Origin of the sequence: Streptomyces nojiriensis (assembly GCF_017639205.1) — a bacterium.
Taxonomy (GTDB): domain Bacteria; phylum Actinomycetota; class Actinomycetes; order Streptomycetales; family Streptomycetaceae; genus Streptomyces; species Streptomyces nojiriensis.
Window position 1 is genome coordinate 2181826 of the sequence record NZ_CP071139.1, and the last position, 18332, is coordinate 2200157.

Genomic DNA, 18332 nt, shown 5'->3' on the forward strand with positions numbered 1-18332 from the left:
GGGTGTGAGGCGGATACGCCTCCGGGGCCCGTCGTGACGGGCCCCGGAGGCGTGCGGACCTGAGCGGTCAGTTCTTCGGCTGGCGGCCGCAGACGAACTCGAGGTTCTGGGGGGTCGTGTTGGCGCACCAGAGGCTGGGCCGCGCCGGCGGCACGAAGACGTACTCGGACAGCTTCATGTTGACCGGAGCGCAGTCCTGCCTGCCCTTGTACGGCGAGTACTTGGGGCACTTCCCGTTCGGCAGCTGCTGCAGGTGGGCGCGGAGCGCGTCCAGGCCGAGGTCCTCGATGCCCGGGTTGGTGGACGGCATGAAGCGGTTGGCCGACCAGGAGCCGCCCATGGTGGCGAACAGGGCGGTCACGCAGATCAGGCCGGCGGCCAGCTGGGACAGCAGGCGCGGGGAGATCCGGGCGGCCCGGGCCGGGGCGACCTCCTGGAGCGTGCCGCGGATCCAGCCGAAGCCCCGCTCGTAGGTGAGCATCAGGCCGAGGACGGCCAGGATGATCAGGCAGTAGAAGATGATCCAGGTGGTGCGCGGGTACAGCTGGACGGCCTGGTTGTGCGCCATGTGGGAGGCGAACCAGAAGCGCAGCAGCCAGGCGCCGACGAGGACGAAGCCGGCGGTGCGCACCACGATGTTGCGCAGGCCGAGGCCCACACCGATGCCCACGCCCAGGAGCAGGAGGATGCCGAAGCCGGTCTGGCCGGCCAGCTCGCCGGACACCGGGAAGTTGTGGTAGGTCTGCTCGCCGGCGCGGTCGGACGCCCAGCCCATCACGTAGGCCGGGTCCAGGTAGGTGTTGATGTAGGCGTAGCGGTCCACCGTCGAGGCGCCCAGGCGGGCCAGCTGGTACAGCAGCGGCGCGCCGATCACGGCGGCGGTGACCAGCATGGCGCCGAGGAAGGTCAGCGCACGCGTGACGGCGACCCGGCCGCGGCGCCACGGGAACAGCAGCAGGCCGAGGACGAACCCGCCCGGCGCGGCCCACAGGTACCAGCCGGAGTACCAGAGGAACATGACGCCGAACACGATGCCGAAGCCGAGGCCGCGCAGCACCGCTGAGCGCGTGGTGAGCTGGTCGGCCCGGCGGATCTCGCGGAAGGCGGCGGCCAGCAGCGGCAGCAGGACGAGCATGGAGCCGTGGCTGTAGGGGCGGATCGGGTCGAGGAAGACGATCGAGGCCGGTACGGCGATGGCCATCGCCCAGAACGGACGCAGCATCAGCCGCCACGCGACGTAGGCCATCGGTCCGACCAGTGCGCTGAGGATCAGCTGCAGGTCCTTCAGGGCGTGGCCCACGTCGGCGATGCCGTTGTGGAAGGCCTTGGCCCAGAGCGCGAGGAGGGCGGGGAACAGGGGCGGGTACACCCCCGGCAGGCCCTTGTGGCGCATCATGTCGTTGGCCATGCCCATGAGGTTGCCGGGGTCGCCCTCCTGGCCGCCCAGGCCCCACGGCGTGCCGTGCAGGGCGACCGCGATGCCACCCGCGACGATGCCGGTGGCCAGGCCCGCGAGGGCCGCGCACACCAGCCGCTGCGCGACCTGGTAGTAGCGCAGCGTGCCCCGGTAGGCGAGGAACAGCAGCACCGCGAGGACGGGTATGCCGATCAGCGCCGCGTACTGCTGGACCTTGGCGAGGCCGCTGACCTGACCGATCCGGGTGACGGGGTTGACGCTGATGTGCGTGCAGAGCAGCATGAACCCGAGAGCGACGACGACACTGACCACGACCTCCCCCAGCGGGAGGAACCAGCGCTTCTGCGTCCAGCGGTCGAAGCGGCCGCCCGACCGGGCCGTCGACTTCCCGTCGGACGGGACGCCTTCGGCGCCGTCCGGCCTGCTGGAGGGGGCGCCGATGATGTTCGGTGCCAAATCCGTCATGTCACATCGCTTCCGTGAAGCGGCACTCTGCCGCAGGTCGGGCCGGCTCGACGGGGCGAGCGAGGTCAGCGGGCGGCGGCCGGGACACCCGGCCGACACGCGTCCCCGGCACGCCGACGGGACTCCACGCCGGACACGCTAGCAAACCGGCATCATGCCCCCACCGGCCTACTGGCCGGACAGGAGCTCGATCGATCGCGAGGCGGCCGACGTACGGTGACCGGGCCCCTCGGCAACCCGGGGGTACCACAGCCGGAGCCGGACCGGGAAACCAGAAGATCCCCAGGGCCGTAGTGTTCCGTGTCGCGACCCGCGAAGTCCAACTCAAGTCCCCGAACCGACGATCCGGCCATCAAGACGGCCGGGACCCGATCGAGGTTCACCGGGACGCGCACGAACCGGCTCCGAGTGACCGACTTCACACCCGGCTCCGCCCCCGGACCCTCACGGGCCCGGGGGCGGACACGGCCTAGCGGCGGGCGAACGCCACGCGGTGGGCCGGGTCGCGGACCTCGCCGACCAGCATTTCGAGGACGTCCTCCAGGGCGACCAGGCCGAGGACCCGGCCGCTCTGGTCCGCCACCTGCGCGAGGTGCGTGGCGTCCCGGCGCATGACGCCGAGGGCGTCGTCCAGCGGGACGGTGGCGCACAGCGTGGTCATCCGGCGCCAGACCCGCTGCGGGACGGCCCGTTCCCGGTCCTCCAGGTCCAGTACGTCCTTGACGTGCAGGTAGCCCATGAAGGCGCCGCTGTCGGCACGGACGGGGAAGCGGGAGTAGCCGGTGCGCACGGTCAGCTGCTCGATCTGCCGCGGGGTCACCGCCGGGCCGACCGTGACCAGCCGGTCCGGACCGAGGAGGACGTCGGTGACGGGGCGGCTGCCCAGTTCCAGTGCGTCCTCCAGCCGCTCCTGCTCGACCGGCTCCAGGAGCCCGGCCTGCCGGGAGTCCTTGAGGAGCCGGCCCAGCTGGGCGGAGGTGTAGACGGCCTCGACCTCGTCCTTGGGCTCCACCTTGAAGAGCTTCAGGACGAGCGCGGCGCAGGCACCGAGCGCGGTGGTGACCGGCCCGCACAGGCGGGCGAAGGCGACCAGGCCGGGGCTGAACCACAGTGCGGTCTTCTCCGGGGCGGCCATCGCCAGGTTCTTCGGCACCATCTCGCCGATCACCAGGTGCAGGAAGACCACGGCGCTGAGCGCGAACGCGTAGCCGAGGGGGTGGATCAGGCCCTGCGGTACGCGGACGGCGTGGAAGACGGGTTCCAGCAGCCGGGCCACGGTGGGCTCGGCGACCGCGCCGAGGGTGAGCGAGCAGATGGTGATGCCGAACTGCGCCGCGGCCATCATGCGGGGCAGGTTCTCCAGGCCGTGGAGCACCTGGCGGGCCCGCTTGGAGCCGGCCGCGAGGGGCTCGATCTGGCTGCGCCGTACGGAGACGAGCGCGAACTCGGCGCCGACGAAGAAGCCGTTGGCCAGGACCAGCAGCAGGGCGAACAGGAGCTGGAGCGCGTTCATCGGGCGGCGCCTTCCAGCTCGGCCCGCTGCGGTTCGGGCACGGCCGCGCCGTCCGCCGCGGACGCGGGCCGGTACGCGCCGGCCGCGGGCACCGCCGCCAGCCGGACCAGCCGGACCCGCTCGGCACGGTTGCGGCCGACCCGGCGGACGGACAGCTTCCAGCCGGGGAGTTCCGCGCGGTCCCCGGGGGCGGGGATCCGGCCGAGCAGGTCGGCGACGAGGCCGGCGACGGTCTCGTACGGGCCTTCGGGCACTTCCAGGCCTATGCGGCGCAGGGTCTGCACCCGGCAGCTGCCGTCGGCCTCCCAGGAGGGGCGGCCGTCCTCGGCCGCCACGGCGGCGAGTTCGGGGGTCTCGTCCTCGGCGAGGTCGTGCTCGTCGCGGACCTCGCCGACGAGCTCTTCCACGATGTCCTCCAGCGTGACCACGCCGGCGGTGCCGCCGTACTCGTCGACGACCACGGCCATCGGCTGCTCGCTGCGCAGCCGTTCCAGCAGCGGCTGCACCGGCAGGGAGCCGGGCACCAGCAGCGGGGCGACGCAGATCCGGCTCACGCTCGTGCGGTCGCGTTCGGACTCGCGCACGGCGAGGGCGTCCTTGAGGTGGACGACGCCGGTGATCTCGTCGATGCGGTCGCGGTAGACCGGGAAGCGGGACAGGCCCGTGGCGCGGGTCAGGTTGAGCACGTCGGCCGCGGTGGCCGTGTGCATCAGGGCGCTGACCTTCACCCGGGGGGTCATGACGTGCTGGGCCGTGAGCTCGCCCAGCGACAGGGTCCGGACGAAGAGGTCGGCGGTGTCCTGTTCGAGGGCGCCGGCCTGGGCCGAATGGCGGACCAGGGAGAGCAGCTCGCCGGGGGTCCGGGCGGAGGCCATCTCCTCGGTCGGTTCCACGCCGAGCGCCCGCACGAGGCGGTTGGCCACGGCGTTGAGCCCGGCGATGACCGGGCGGAAGGCGCGGGAGAAGGCGTGCTGGGGGCCGGCGACGAAGCGGGCCACCTGGAGCGGCCGGGAGACCGCCCAGTTCTTCGGGACGAGCTCGCCGACGACCATCTGGACGGCGGAGGCGAGCAGCATGCCGATGACGACGGCGACGCCGGAGACGGCTCCCTTCGGCAGGCCGGTCGCCGCGAGCGGCCCGGCCAGCAGTGCGGCGAGGGCGGGCTCGGCGAGCATGCCGACCACGAGGGAGGTGATGGTGATGCCGAGCTGGGTGCCGGAGAGCTGGAAGGACAGCTCCCGTAGGGCCTTGACCACCGTGCGGGCACGGCGGTCACCGTCGGCTGCGGCGCGTTCGGCCTCGGGTCGCTCCACGGTGACGAGGCCGAACTCGGCGGCCACGAAGAAACCGTTGGCGAGGATGAGGGCGAAGGCCGCCGCGAGCAGAAGTAGCGGGGTGGTCATGCCGCCGCCTCCGAGGGGAGGGCGGCGCGGGTACTACCGGACGATCCGTCCATTGCTGGAGGGAGTCACTCCTCAAGTCGCAGGTGCCCACGGGCCACGAGGTCCCGGGGCCGATGGGAGGGCGCACAGCTGCGCCCCGCCACCAGGGTAGTCATTGAGATCCCGGCCGCAACGGTACGCAGCCGTGGGATCGGCCGACTCAGTGGTCGCCGGTGCCCGTTCCGTGGGTTTCGGCCAGGGCGCGCAGGGCGCGGGCGTCGCCGATCGCCTGCTGCTTGGCGATGCCCGGCTGGATGCCGAGGGCGGGCAGGCTGGTGCCGTCGCTGAGGTCGAGGAACACCCACGGGTCGCCCGGGCGGAGGTTGACGCGCAGGATCTGGGCCCACTCCAGGCGGCGGGTGTTGGTCAGGTTGACGACCGTGACGCCGGTCTCGTCCGCGACCACCTTGGGGCGGCTGAGCAGGACGAGTACGGAGCTCAGCAGGACGGCGGTGAAGACGAAGCTGATCCGCTCGCCCGGGCTGAGGTTCTCCAGCAGCAGGGCGATCGCCGTGATGGTGGCGAACATGGCGAGGCCGACGCCCAGGAGTACGACCCGGGTGCGGGTCGGCCGGAAAGTGACCGGCAGGGCGGGTGTGGCGGGCTGGGCGGCGGACTCGGCCATGGTGCGGTGCCTTCTGGAGGTGGCGTGCGGGTCGGTGGGCGGCGTGCCGGTGCGGCACGCCGGGTCCAGGAGACGGTCTAGAGGCGGCAGGCGTGGATCGAGGTGGTGAGGATCGCGCGCGCGCCGAGCTCGTACAGGTCGTCCATGATCCGCTGCGCTTCCTTGGCGGGGACCATCGCGCGGACGGCGACCCAGCCCTCGTTGTGCAGCGGGGAGACGGTGGGCGACTCCAGGCCGGGGGTGAGGGCGACCGCGCGCTCCAGGTGCTCGGCGCGGCAGTCGTAGTCCATCATCACGTAGCTGCGGGCCACCAGGACGCCCTGCAGGCGGCGCAGGAACTGCTGGACCTGCGGGTCGTCGGCGCCGGCGCCGTTGCCGCGGATGACGACGGCCTCGGAGGTGAGGATCGGCTCGCCGATGACCTCCAGGCCTGCGTTGCGCAGGCTGGTGCCGGTCTCGACGACGTCCGCGATGATCTGGGCGACGCCGAGCTGGATGGCGGTCTCGACCGCGCCGTCGAGGTGCACGACGGAGGCGTCGATGCCCTTCTCGGCGAGGTGCTTGGCGACGATTCCCTCGTACGAGGTCGCGATCGTCATCCCGCTGAAGTCCTCGGGACCCTTCGCCGTGCCGGGGGTGGTGGCGTAGCGGAAGGTGGAGCGGCCGAAGTTCAGCGGCAGGATCTCCTCGGCGCTGGCACCGGAGTCGAGCAGCAGGTCGCGGCCGGTGATGCCGATGTCGAGCTTGCCCGAGGAGACGTAGATCGCGATGTCCTTGGGGCGGAGGTAGAAGAACTCCACCTCGTTCTCGGGGTCGACGACCACGAGCTCCTTGGACTCCTTGCGCATCCGGTAGCCCGCCTCATGGAGCATCGCCGACGCCGGTCCGGAGAGTGAACCCTTGTTGGGGACGGCGATGCGCAGCATGGGGCTTCCTTTGGTGCGTGGTTACGGGATGTACGGGCGGGTGTGCGAGCCGGAACTCAGAGGTGCGCGTAGACGTCGTCGAGGGAGATCCCGCGCGCCACCATCATCACCTGGACGTGGTAGAGCAGCTGGGAGATCTCCTCGGCGGCGGCTTCCTTGCCCTCGTACTCGGCGGCCATCCAGACCTCGGCGGCCTCCTCGACGACCTTCTTGCCGATGGCGTGCACGCCCTTGTGGACGAGCTCGGCGGTGCGGGAGGTGCTGGGGTCGCCTTCGGCGGCCTTGCGCTGGAGCTCGGTGAAGAGCTCCTCGAAGGTCTTGGGGGTCTTGTCAGCCATGATGGTCCTCAGAATACGGGGTTCCCCGTCGCCACTCAGCGCCAGGGTTCGCTGACGGTGCGCAGGGTCATGGCGGTGGAGACGGCGGCGGTGACCGCTTCGTGCCCCTTGTCCTCGTTCGACCCCTCGAGGCCGGCGCGGTCCAGCGCCTGCTCGTCGTTGTCGCAGGTCAGTACTCCGAAGCCGACGGGGACTCCGGTGTCGATCGACACCTGTACCAGGCCCTGGGTGACGCCCTGGCAGACGTAGTCGAAGTGCGGGGTGCCGCCGCGGATGACCACTCCGAGGGCGACGATGGCATCGTAACCGCGACCGGCCAGTACCTTCGCCACGACCGGGAGCTCGAAGCTGCCGGGGACCCGGAGCAGGGTGGGCTCGTCGATGCCCAGCTCGTGCAGGGCCCGCAGGGCTCCGTCGACCAGTCCGTCCATGACCTTCTCGTGCCACTGGGCCGCGATCACGGCGACTCGGAGGTCTCCGCAGTTCTTCACGCTCAGTTCGGGTGCGCCCTTGCCGCTCACAGCTCTGCTCCTCGGTGGTTCGTGATGGGTGGGGTGGGTGGATGTGTGTACGGGTGGTGGTGCGTGCCTACTGGTTGCCGCAGGCGGAGGTGGTCACGGGCCCGTCCAGCCAGGGCAGGTCGTGACCCATACGGTCCCGCTTCGTGCGCAGGTACCGCAGATTGTGCTCGCCGGCCTCCAGCGGCATCGACTCCCGGCTGGTGACCGCGATGCCGTGCCGGACGAGGGCGTCGGACTTCTCGGGGTTGTTGGTCATCAGCCGGACGCCGTGCACGCCGAGGTCGGTGAGGATCTGGGCGCCGGCGCCGTAGTCGCGGGCGTCGGCGGGCAGGCCGAGTTCCAGGTTGGCGTCGAGGGTGTCGCGGCCGCGCTCCTGGAGCTCGTACGCGCGCAGCTTGGACAGGAGTCCGATGCCGCGGCCCTCGTGGCCGCGCAGGTAGACGACGATGCCGCGGCCCTCGGTCTTGATGCGTTCCATGGAGGCGTGCAGCTGGGGGCCGCAGTCGCAGCGCTGGGAGGCGAAGATGTCGCCGGTCAGGCACTCGGAGTGCATCCGGACGAGGATGTCGGAGCCGTCGCCGATCTCGCCGTGGACGAGGGCGACGTGCTCGACGCCGTCGACGGTGGAGCGGTAGCCGTACGCCGTGAAATCGCCGAAGGCGGTCGGCAGGCTGACCTCGGCCTCGCGGCGCACGGTGGGCTCGGCGGAGCGGCGGTAGGCGATCAGGTCCTCGATGGAGATGATCGTCAGGCCGTGCTTGCGGGCGAAGGGGATCAGCTCGGGCAGGCGCAGCATGACGCCGTCCTCGCCTGCGATCTCCACGATGGCACCGGCCGGGCGCAGGCCCGCGAGGCGGGCGAGGTCGACGGCGGCCTCGGTGTGGCCGTTGCGGACCAGGACACCGCCGGGCTTGGCGCGCAGCGGGAAGACGTGGCCGGGGCGGACGAAGTCACCGGGCTCGGAGACCCCGTCGGCCAGGAGGCGCAGGGTGGTGGCGCGGTCGGCGGCCGAGATGCCGGTGGAGACGCCGTGGGCGGCGCTCGCGTCGACGGAGACGGTGAAGGCGGTCTTCATCGACTCGGTGTTGTTCTGGACCATCTGGGGGAGTTCGAGCCGGTCCAGCTCGGCGCCCTCCATGGGGGCGCAGATCAGGCCGCGGCACTCGCTCATCATGAACGCGATGATCTCGGGGGTGGCCTTCTCGGCGGCGATGACGAGGTCGCCCTCGTTCTCGCGGTCCTCGTCGTCGACGACGACGATGGGACGGCCCGCCGCGATGTCGCGGATGGCCTGCTCGACGGGGTCGAGGCGGAAGGTCTCTTCGGGGATGTCGGGCACGGGCTTGAGGCTGGTCATGCCGTTGCTCCTTCCAGGGCCGGGGCGGGGTTGGTGCGGGAACGCTGGTACCAGTCGTAGGCGCCCCACAGCACGAGGGCGAAGTACACGACGTAGACGAGGCCGGAGAAGGCCAGTCCGTTGCTGAAGGCGAGGGGGACGCCGACCAGGTCGACGAGGAGCCAGGCGAACCAGAACTCGACGAGGCCGCGGGCCTGGGCGACCATCGCGACGATGGTGCCGACGAAGATGTACGCGTCGGCCCACGGGCTCCACGAGAGGTTCGGGAAGAGCGTGAAGAGGCCGCCGACGGCGAGGGTGCCGAGGGCCGCGCCGGCCAGGAGGAGCCCGCGCTCCTTCCAGGTGGCGGTGCGCACGGCGATGGAGCCGTCCTGGGCCTGCTGCCGACCGCGCCGCCAGGCGCGCCAGCCGAAGACGGCCACGCCGATGACGAGGAGCTGCTTGCCGACGCCGCCCGCGAGGTGGGCCGAGGCGTAGGCGGCGATGAGGATCACGCCGGAGAGGAGCTGGGCGGGCCAGGTCCAGATGGAGCGGCGCCAGCCGAGCGCGAGCGCGGCCAGGCCCATCAGGTTGCCGATCATGTCGGACCAGATGACCTTCTGGCCGAAGACGGTGAAGGCCTCCGCGTTGAGCCAGGTCAGGGCGCTCACCGGTGGTCCCCCGTCGCGTGCAGCGGGTTCACGCCGGCGGCCAGGAGGCGCTCGACGTACTTCGCGAGGACGTCGACCTCCAGGTTGACCGGGTCGCCGCTCTGCTTGATGCCGAGGGTGGTCAGCGCGAGGGTGGTGGGGATGAGGCTGATGGTGAACCAGTCGGCGGCGGCCTCGACCACGGTGAGGCTGACGCCGTCGACCGTGATGGAGCCCTTCTCGACGACGTAGCGGGAGAGGTTCTCCGGGAGGGCGACCTTGACGATCTCCCAGTGCTCGGAGGGGGTCCGGGAGATGATCTCACCGGTGCCGTCCACGTGCCCTTGGACCAGGTGTCCGCCGAGGCGTCCGCCGAGGGCCATCGGGCGCTCCAGGTTGACCCGGGAGCCCTGGGTCAGGGCGCCGAGGCTGGAGCGGTTCAGGGTCTCCTGCATGACGTCGGCGGTGAACTCGCCGTCCGCGGTCTCCACGACGGTGAGGCAGACGCCGTTGACCGCAATGGAGTCACCGTGCTTGGCGCCTTCGGTGACGAGGGGGCCGCGCAGCCGGAAGCGGGAGGCTTCCTCGAGCTGCTCGACAGCGGTGACCTCGCCCAGTTCTTCGACGATTCCGGTGAACACTCAGTGCTCCTTGGTGGCGGTGGCGGTGGGTGCGGTGACGGGGACTGCGGTGATGCGGAGATCGGGGCCGATGCGCACGGCCTCGGTGATGTCGAGGCGCTGCGCACCGGAGATGTTCTTGATCCCGGCGTCGGCGAGGGCCGCGGGTCCGGCGCCGAGCAGGGCCGGGGCGATGTAGCCGATGACGCGGTCGACGGCGCCGCCTTCGAGGAAGGCACCGGCCAGCGTGGGCCCGCCTTCCAGCAGGAGGGAGCGCACGCCGCGCCGGAACAGGCGGGTGAGGAGGTCGTGGACGCCGATGCGGCCGTCGTGCAGGGGCAGCCGGAGCAGTTCGACGCCGGTCAGGTGCCGGGTGTCGGCGTCCTCGCCGACGACGAGCAGGGTGGGCCCGGCGTCGTCGAGGATGCGGGCGGCCGGCTGGAGCTCGGCGCGGGCGTCGAGGGCGATCCGCAGCGGCTGCGTGGCGCCTTCCACTCCGCGGACGGCGAGGTGCGGGTCGTCGGCGCGCAGGGTGCCGCCGCCGACGAGGACAGCGTCGCTCTCGGCGCGGAGCCGGTGGACGTCGGCCCGGGACTCGGCGGAGCTGATCCAGCGGCTGCTGCCGTCCGCGGCGGCGCTGCGGCCGTCGAGGGTGGCGGCGTACTTCCAGGTGACGTGCGGCCGGCCCAGGCGTACGGAGGTCAGCCAGGCGGCGTTGCCCGCCTCGGCCTCGTCCGCGAGGAGCCCTGCCGCGGTGTCGATCCCGGCCGCGCGCAGGGTGGCGGCACCGCCGCTGGCCTGCGGGTTCGGGTCGGAGACGGCGTAGACCACGCGGGTGATCCCGGCGCCTGCGAGGGCCTGGGCGCAGGGCCCCGTACGGCCGGTGTGGTTGCAGGGTTCGAGGGTGACGTAGGCGGTGCCGCCGCGGGCGGCCTCGCCTGCCGCGCGCAGGGCGTGGACCTCGGCGTGCGGGCCGCCGGCCCGCTCGTGCCAGCCCTCGCCGACGATCACGCCGGAGGCGTCGGTGATGACGCAGCCGACGACCGGGTTGGGGCTGGTGGAGCCGAGTCCGCGGGCCGCGAGCTCGATGGCTCGGCGCATGGCACGGGTGTCCGCGTCGGGTGCTGCGTGCGCGGCGTGTGTCGCCACCGGGTCCTCCTGCCTCATCGGGCACGGACTCCGGGGCCTGTCGGGATACGACAGATGAAGCGGTACAGCGCACGGGGGACGCCGAGGCCGGAAAAACGGTTCGACCGGGCACATCCGCAGGGATGTGCCGACGAACCGCCGACGGCGGCGTACCTGTGACTGGCCCGCCGCGCACTGCCTCCCATCCGGACTTTAACCGTCGGTCCAGGAATCTCACCTGGTCAACCGGCCGCTGGCTGCGGACGGGTCGCGGACTATAACCGCCGGTTCGGAATTACACCGACCCCGGAGTGCGCTGCTACTGGTACTCCAGCCAGTCTGCCACGGCTGATCGGGCGCCATGCGAGTGATGTGGTGTGGCCTGGCTCACAGGAAGTCGGTACCGACGGGGACTTTGTCAAGTCGGGCGGGATTGGTCCAGACCTATTGACGGGGTGGTCTAGTCCTCTTAACGTTCCCTTCATCTTCTCGGGAACGGTCCGTCAGATGTGCGCACGTCACGGGCCAACACGCTTCCGCACCACCCCTGTTGCTTCATGTTGTGTCCAGTTGTGTCCTGCATCCTCCCCTCCCCAGGAGGCACAATGCCATCCCCCACACGTACGAGAGCGATGCTCCTGGCATCCGGCGCAGCGATCGCCGGACTCCTGGTGGGCGGGCTCTCGGCGGGCGTCTCGCACGCGGCCGACAACGAGGGCTGTCGCCCCGACGGGCTATACAAGACCACTGGCGTCGACGTCCCGTACTGCTCGGTCTACGACTCCGAAGGCCGCGAGAAGATGGGCGCCGACCACCAGCGCCGCGTCATCGGATATTTCACCGGCTGGCGCACCGGCAAGGACGGCGCACCCGCCTACCTCGCCAACAACATCCCGTGGTCCAAGGTCACCCACCTGAACTACGCCTTCGCCCACGTGGGCGCCGACAACAAGATCTCCGTCGGCTCGGACGGCGTGAACAACGCCGCCACCGGGATGACCTGGCCCGGCGTCGCCGGCGCCGAGATGGACCCGGCCCTCCCCTACAAGGGCCACTTCAACCAGCTGACGAAGTTCAAGAAGCAGTACCCGAACGTCAAGACGCTGATCTCGGTCGGCGGCTGGGCGGAGACCGGCGGCTACTTCGGTGACGACGGCAACCGGGTCGCCTCCGGCGGCTTCTACTCGATGGCCACGAACGCCGACGGCTCGGTCAACCAGGCCGGCATCGACACCTTCGCCGACTCCTCGGTCGAGTTCATCCGCAAGTACGGCTTCAACGGCGTCGACATCGACTACGAGTACCCGACCACCATGAAGGACGCCGGCAACCCGCTGGACTGGCAGCTGGCCAACGCCCGCCGCGCCGGCCTCGTCCAGGGCTACGCGGCCCTGATGAAGTCCCTGCGCGAGAAGCTCGACCGCGCGGGCGCCGCCGACGGCAAGCACTACCTGCTCTCCGTCGCCGCCCCCTCCTCCGGCTACCTGCTGCGCGGCATGGAGACGTTCCAGGTCCAGAAGTACCTGGACTACGTCAACATCATGTCCTACGACCTGCACGGCGCCTGGAACGAGTACGTCGGCCCCAACGCCTCGCTCTTCGACGACGGCAAGGACGGCGAACTCGCCGCCGCCGGCGTCTACTCCACCTCCCAGTACGGCGGCATCGGCTACCTCAACACCGACTGGGCGTACCACTACTTCCGCGGCTCCATGCCGGGCGGCCGGATCAACATCGGCCTGCCCTACTACACCCGCGGCTTCAAGAACGTGCAGGGCGGCACCGACGGCCTGTGGGGCAAGGCCCCCGCGACCACCTGCCCGGCCGGCGCGGGCCTGACCAAGTGCGGCGACGGCGCGGTCGGCATCGACAACCTGTGGCACGACAAGGACACCAACGGGGCCGAGTCCCCTGCGGGCTCCAACCCGATGTGGCACGCCAAGAACCTGGAGAAGGGCGTCGTAGGCGACTACGTCACCAAGTACGGCTTCCCGGCGAACACCGCGCTGACCGGCACCTACGCCCGCAAGTACGACTCCACCCTGGCGGCGCCGTGGCTGTGGAACGCGCAGAAGAAGGTCTTCCTCTCGACGGAGGACGAGCAGTCGGTGGCCGCCAAGGCCGACTACGTGATCGACAAGGGCATCGGCGGCACGATGGTCTGGGAGCTCGCGGGCGACTACGCGTACAACGCGGCCAAGGGCCAGTACGAGATGGGCGACACGCTCACCGACACGATGTACCAGAAGTTCAAGTCGGCCTCCCCCTACGGCGCGAAGAAGGCGGGCGCCACCGCCCCGCCCACCCAGGCCGTGGACATCAGGACCGAGTTCACCGAGTTCAAGCTGGGCGACTCCAACTACCCGCTCACCCCGAAGCTGAAGATCACCAACAACACCAGCGCCACGCTGCCCGGCGGCACCGAGTTCCAGTTCGACTACGGCACCTCGGCCCCGAACAACGCCTCCGACCAGTCCGGCTTCGGCACGACCGTGATCAGCAGCGGCCACACCGGCACCAACGTCGGCGGCCTGAAGGGCGACTTCCAGCGGGTCTCCCTGAAGCTCCCGGCCTGGCAGACCCTGGCCCCCGGCGCCTCCGTCGACCTGGCGTTCAACTACTACCTGCCGGTGTCCACGCCCTCCAACTGGACGGTGAAGATCTCCGGCACCACGTACGCCCTCGCCGGCGACCTGGCCCGCGGTACGACGACGGTCCAGCCCGGCGGCGGCACCCAGCCCCCGACCACTCCCCCGACCACCCCTCCCACCACCCCGCCGACCACTCCCCCCACGACCCCGCCGACCACGCCTCCGGGCGGGACCTGCACCAACCCGGCGTACGTGGCGGGCACGGTCTACAACAGCGGCAACCTCGTCTCCCACAAGGGCCGCAACTGGAAGGCCCAGTGGTGGACGCAGAACGAAGAGCCCGGCACCACCGGCGAATGGGGTGTCTGGAAGGATCAGGGCGCCTGCTGACCACTGCGCCCTGATCCATGAACGAAGGTGAGGACCCGGTGGCCCGGCGGCCACCGGGTCCTCGCTCGTTCCGCGCGAACCCGGCCTCGTACGCTGCACCGGTGATCACACACATCACCGCGTCCGACGCGGACTTCGAGGAAAACCGTCCCCGGATGTTCGGCATCGCCTACCGCATGCTCGGCTCCGCCGCGGAGGCCGAGGACACCGTGCAGGAGGCGTACCTGCGCTGGGCGGCCGCGGACCGCGAGGAGATCGAGCACCCCGGCGCCTGGCTCGCCAAGGTCGTCACGAACCTGTGCCTCAACACCCTCACCTCGGCGCGGGTCCGGCGCGAGGCGTACGTCGGCCCCTGGCTCCCGGAGCCCGTCCTCACCGCGGACGGCACGCTCGGCCCGCTGGAGTCCGCGGAGCAGCGGGACAGCGTGTCCATGGCCCTGCTGGTGCTGCTGGAACAGCTCACGCCGGTGGAACGGGCCGTCTACGTACTGCGCGAGGCCTTCGCCTACAGCCACCGGGAGATCGCCGGACTCCTCGACCTCACCGAGGCCAACTGCCGCCAGCTCTACCGGCGGGCGGCCGGCCGGGTGACCGCGGACCGGCCGGCCGCGCCGGAGCCGCGCTTCGCGCCGGACCCCGAACGGTGGCAGAGCCTCGTGGAAACCTTCATGACGGCAGCGCGCGGCGGGGACCTGACCCGGCTGGAGGGGCTGCTGACGGCCGACGTCCGGTTCGTCTCGGACGGCGGCGGTGTGGTCAACGCGGCGCTGCGGCCGATCCTGGGGCGGGAGAAGGTGGCCCGGTTCGCGATCGGGGTGCTCAAGAAGTTCGCCGGGGACCTGCCGGTCAGCGTCGCGGAGATCAACGGGGTACCCGCGCTGCTCTTCGGCGAGACGGGTGTTCTTCTGGTGGAATTCGAGAACGGGCTGGTCAGCGGGCTCAGCACGGTACTCAACCCGGAGAAGCTGGAATTCCTCCAGCGGCAGCTGTCACATTCCTGAGGGCCGTCCGGTCTCCGCTGCTGAAGGAACCACATCGGCGAAAGGCGGACCCCGTGAGCACCATCCTCGTCACCGGCGGCACCGGCACCCTCGGCGTGCTGGTCGTGGACCGGCTCCGGAAGGCGGGCCACGAGGTCCGCGTACTGAGCCGGCACGCCCCGGACCACCCCGTCGACCTGTCGGACGGCAGCGGGCTGGACGCGGCGACGGCGGGCGCGGAGGTGATCGTGCACTGCGCGAGCAACACGCGCGGCGGGGGCAAGGGCGACGAAACCGCCGCCCGCCACCTCGTCGACGCGGCCCGGCGGGCGGGGACCGTCACCAACATCGTCTACATCTCGATCGTCGGGGTGGACGTGGTGCCGCTCGGCTACTACCGGACGAAGCTGAAGGTCGAGCGGCTGCTGGAGGCGTCCGGGCTGGGCCTGACCATCCTGCGCACGACCCAGTTCCACGACCTGGTGGCGCAGCTGGTGGACACGGCGGCGAAGCTGCCGCTGGTGCCGGTACCGATGCCGAGCGGGGTACGGGTCCAGCCGATCGCCGTCGGGGAGGTCGCGGACCGCCTGGCGGAACTGGCCGTCCCGACCCCGTCGGGCCGGGTCCCGGACATGGGCGGTCCGGAGATCCACACCCTGCCGGACCTGGCCCGCACCTACCTGACCGCGACGGGCCGCCACCGCCGGGTGTTCTCCTTCCCCCTGGCGGGCAAGGCCTACGCGGGCTTCAAGCGCGGCGGCAACCTGACCCCGTCCCACGCGGTGGGCCGCCTCACGTTCGCACAGTTCGCGCAGTCAGCGGCGAAACGGGGGCGGTAGAGGGCGGTAGAGGGCGGTAGAGGGCGGTAGAGGGCGGTAGAGGGCGGGGCTTCGGGAGCCGGTCGACCGGGGTCGGCGAGGTGCGGCGGGGGCTGCGGTGGTCGGGAGCCTCTCGGCCGGTATCAGGGATGCGTGTGGGGGTTTCCCGTCAGTCCGATCGTCTCCGGGTCGGGCCGACCCCTCAAGGGCGCTCCTTCGTCGCGTCGCTTCGCGATGTCGCTGCGCTCCACCCTTGACCGGCCGACCCGCCCCGGAGGAACGAAGACTGCCGGGAAACCCCCAAAAGAACGGGCCGGGCGTTCAAGGATCAGGACGGGGCAATCAGAGATGCCCATGCCGATGCAGGGTGAGGGACGAGCAGGAGACGGGGCCGATCCAGACCAGGGCCCGTGTCGGTGGGGCGCGCCAAATCGCTACGCGCTCCTCACCTCTCAGCGTCCGACGGCCGTCTGTGGCTGGACATAGGCCGCCCACAGCCTCAGGTGCTTCCCGCTGACGGCGTCCGATGACCGTCTGCGACCCCTCACAAGCCGCCCACGACCCGCAGACGCTCCTGTCGGGAGGCGTCTGACGGCTGTCCGGGGCGGAAAAGCGTGAAACAGCGGCTATTCCGCAGTGGATGCGGGTCAGCGCACATGGGCGACCCAAAAGGCCATCCGTTTGCCCCAATTACCCCTGTTTGGCGGCGACTTTGTGGTGTCCTGCTCGCACTGACCCGGTCCCACTACGGAATAGGTGAAGTACCGGCGGTCAGCCCCTCCCATCTGTTCTCCTCGACCACTGTCGGCCGTCGGTCGCGGTCATGGAGAAGCGCGTAGCGATCGGAGGCGGCCTATGTCCAGCCACAGCCGGTCGCCGGACGCAGATCGAGCGCCGGACCGAGCTCGTGGGCGGCCTATGTCCGGCCACGGCCGGTCGTCGGACGCCTCCCGAGAGGAGCGTCCAAGGGTCTTGGGCGGCTTATGTCCAGCCCAGGACGGTCGTCGGACGCTGAGGGATGAGGAGCGCGTAGCGATCTGGCGCGCCCCACCGACCCGGGCCCTGGTCTCGCGATGGCCCCGCCTGCCGGACATGCCCCACCGGAACGGGGCTGGGCATCTCTGACGGGCCCGTCCCTGGAAAGGAACGCCCGGCCCGTTCTTTTGGGGGTTTCCCGGCAGTCTTCGTTCCTCCGGGGCGGGACGGTCGGTCAAGGGTGGCCGAAGGCCATCGCGAAGCGACGCGACGACGAAGGAGGAGCGCCCTTGAGGGACCGGCCCGACCCGGAGACGATCGGACTGACGGGAAACCCCCACACGCATCCCCGATACCGACCGAGAGGCTCCCGACCACCGAAGCCCCCGCCCCGCCCCGCCCCACCCCTACCCCCCGAACAGCACCGCCTGCGCGGACTCCCGCGCTGCCAGTTCGGCTCCCGCGAGGACCGCCGGGTCGCCCAGGGTCGTGGCGCGGATCTCCGTCGGGACCGGGGTCAGTTTCGCCACGCGGTGGGCGACCCGGGCGGCCAGGGCGGGGCCGCCTGCGCGGCCCAGTTCGCCGCCCAGGACCACGCAGCCCGGGTCCAGGATCGCCGCGGCCGCCGCCGCGCCGAGCGCGAGCCGTTCGGCCAGGGCTTCGAGGAAGGCCTCCCCCGCGGCTCCGGCCACGGCCTCCTCCGCCGGGCCCGCGAAGCCGTGTGCGCGCGCCAGCGCGGTCACGGCTTCGCGGCCCACCAGGGCGTGGAATCCGCCCGCGCAGTCTTCGGCCGACGGCAGGCCGGCGGTGCCCGGTACCGGGAGGAAGCCGATCTCGCCCGCCCCGCCGGAGGCGCCCCGGCGCAGCCGGCCGTCCAGGACCACGGCCGCGCCCACGCCCGCGCCGAGCCACAGCAGGACGAAGGAGTCCAGGTCACGGGCCACGCCCAGGCGCTGCTCGGCGAGGGCGGCCAGGTTGGTCTCGTTCTCGACGACGACCACGGCGGGCAGGCTCCGCTGCAGGGCGGTGACCAGGTCGCGGTGCCAGGCCGGGAGGCCGCTGGTGTCGCGGAGTTCGCCGGTGGCCGGGGCGACCAGGCCCGGGGCGCCTATGACGACGGTGTGCAGCTCGGCGGCGCCGGCTTCGCGTGCGGTGCGCAGCAGGGCGGCCACCGCGTCCTCGGGGGCGCCGACGGGCAGGGCGGCTTCGGCGAGGGGGCGGCCGAGGAGGTCGGTGACGACGGCGGTGACCCGGTCGGTGCGCACGTCGAGGGCGGCCAGGTGGGCGCGGTCGGCGACGATCCCGTACAGCTTGGCGTTGGGGCCGCGGCGCTGTTCGCCGGACTCGCCGGCGACCTCGATGAGTCCGGCTTCGGTGAGCCGGTCGACGAGGTCGGCGACGGAGGGGCGGGAGAGGCCCGTCATGGTTTTGAGCTGGGTGGCCGTCAGCGGCCCGGATTCCTGGAGGAGTTGCAGGGCGAGGCGGTCGTTGATGGCCCGGGCCGTGCTGGGCGAGGCGGGGGACGGTGCCGGAGTGGTGGCGGGGGCAGGAGTCACGGAGCCCATCCTAGGGAGTCGGGCCCATTATCTATCAGGCA

Annotated in this window: 15 protein-coding genes and 1 riboswitch; of the genes, 3 read left to right on the top strand and 12 right to left on the bottom strand. The window is 71.4% G+C overall.

Annotated features, from left to right (window positions below; all coding sequences use genetic code 11):
- Positions 1–67: 67 nt before the first annotated feature.
- The 11 genes from JYK04_RS10190 to ribD form a co-directional block, all read right to left on the bottom strand.
- Positions 68–1882, bottom strand: a complete 1815-nt coding sequence (locus tag JYK04_RS10190; protein WP_189748316.1) for a hypothetical protein — start codon at positions 1880–1882, stop codon at positions 68–70.
- Between the two features lie 469 nt (positions 1883–2351).
- On the bottom strand, positions 2352–3395 hold the full coding sequence (locus JYK04_RS10195; RefSeq protein WP_189748314.1) for a hemolysin family protein: 1044 nt from the start codon (positions 3393–3395) through the stop codon (positions 2352–2354).
- On the bottom strand, positions 3392–4798 hold the full coding sequence (locus JYK04_RS10200) for a hemolysin family protein (RefSeq protein ID WP_189748312.1): 1407 nt from the start codon (positions 4796–4798) through the stop codon (positions 3392–3394). Before JYK04_RS10200 ends, JYK04_RS10195 begins: the two co-directional genes overlap by 4 nt.
- A 199-nt stretch (positions 4799–4997) precedes the next feature.
- Positions 4998–5462 (bottom strand): PH domain-containing protein, encoded by a 465-nt coding sequence (locus tag JYK04_RS10205; RefSeq protein WP_189748310.1) that lies wholly within the window; start codon positions 5460–5462, stop codon positions 4998–5000.
- Between the two features lie 77 nt (positions 5463–5539).
- On the bottom strand, positions 5540–6388 hold the full coding sequence (gene hisG / locus JYK04_RS10210) for an ATP phosphoribosyltransferase (protein WP_189748308.1): 849 nt from the start codon (positions 6386–6388) through the stop codon (positions 5540–5542).
- A gap of 56 nt (positions 6389–6444) precedes the next feature.
- Positions 6445–6726, bottom strand: a complete 282-nt coding sequence (locus tag JYK04_RS10215) for a phosphoribosyl-ATP diphosphatase (protein ID WP_030774590.1) — start codon at positions 6724–6726, stop codon at positions 6445–6447.
- A 35-nt stretch (positions 6727–6761) separates the two neighbouring features.
- Positions 6762–7247 (bottom strand): 6,7-dimethyl-8-ribityllumazine synthase, encoded by a 486-nt coding sequence (ribH, locus tag JYK04_RS10220; protein WP_007262951.1) that lies wholly within the window; start codon positions 7245–7247, stop codon positions 6762–6764.
- 67 nt (positions 7248–7314) lie between these two features.
- Entirely contained in the window at positions 7315–8604 is a 1290-nt protein-coding gene (locus JYK04_RS10225; RefSeq protein WP_189748305.1) for a bifunctional 3,4-dihydroxy-2-butanone-4-phosphate synthase/GTP cyclohydrolase II, read from the bottom strand.
- Entirely contained in the window at positions 8601–9254 is a 654-nt protein-coding gene (locus tag JYK04_RS10230; protein ID WP_189748303.1) for a nicotinamide mononucleotide transporter family protein, read from the bottom strand. Before JYK04_RS10230 ends, JYK04_RS10225 begins: the two co-directional genes overlap by 4 nt.
- Positions 9251–9874, bottom strand: coding sequence for a riboflavin synthase (locus JYK04_RS10235; protein ID WP_189748301.1), 624 nt, complete (start codon positions 9872–9874; stop codon positions 9251–9253). The genes JYK04_RS10230 and JYK04_RS10235 overlap by 4 nt, the downstream gene beginning before the upstream one ends.
- Positions 9875–11020 (bottom strand): bifunctional diaminohydroxyphosphoribosylaminopyrimidine deaminase/5-amino-6-(5-phosphoribosylamino)uracil reductase RibD, encoded by a 1146-nt coding sequence (gene ribD / locus JYK04_RS10240; protein ID WP_189748299.1) that lies wholly within the window; start codon positions 11018–11020, stop codon positions 9875–9877.
- 149 nt (positions 11021–11169) lie between these two features.
- Positions 11170–11300: riboswitch (FMN riboswitch) on the bottom strand.
- A 286-nt stretch (positions 11301–11586) separates the two neighbouring features.
- On the opposite strand from ribD, the gene JYK04_RS10245 reads away from it, so the two are divergent.
- From JYK04_RS10245 to JYK04_RS10255, 3 genes are all read left to right on the top strand, one after another.
- Entirely contained in the window at positions 11587–13962 is a 2376-nt protein-coding gene (locus JYK04_RS10245) for a chitinase C-terminal domain-containing protein (RefSeq protein WP_189748297.1), read from the top strand.
- 101 nt (positions 13963–14063) lie between these two features.
- A complete protein-coding gene (locus JYK04_RS10250; protein WP_229876959.1) occupies positions 14064–14963 on the top strand; it encodes an RNA polymerase sigma-70 factor in 900 nt (299 codons plus the stop codon).
- Positions 14964–15016: 53 nt separating this feature from the next.
- Positions 15017–15781 (top strand): SDR family oxidoreductase, encoded by a 765-nt coding sequence (locus JYK04_RS10255; protein WP_189748293.1) that lies wholly within the window; start codon positions 15017–15019, stop codon positions 15779–15781.
- 1361 nt (positions 15782–17142) lie between these two features.
- Here JYK04_RS10255 and JYK04_RS10260 read toward each other — a convergent pair.
- Positions 17143–18300, bottom strand: coding sequence for an ROK family transcriptional regulator (locus JYK04_RS10260; protein WP_189740445.1), 1158 nt, complete (start codon positions 18298–18300; stop codon positions 17143–17145).
- Positions 18301–18332 lie beyond the last annotated feature (32 nt).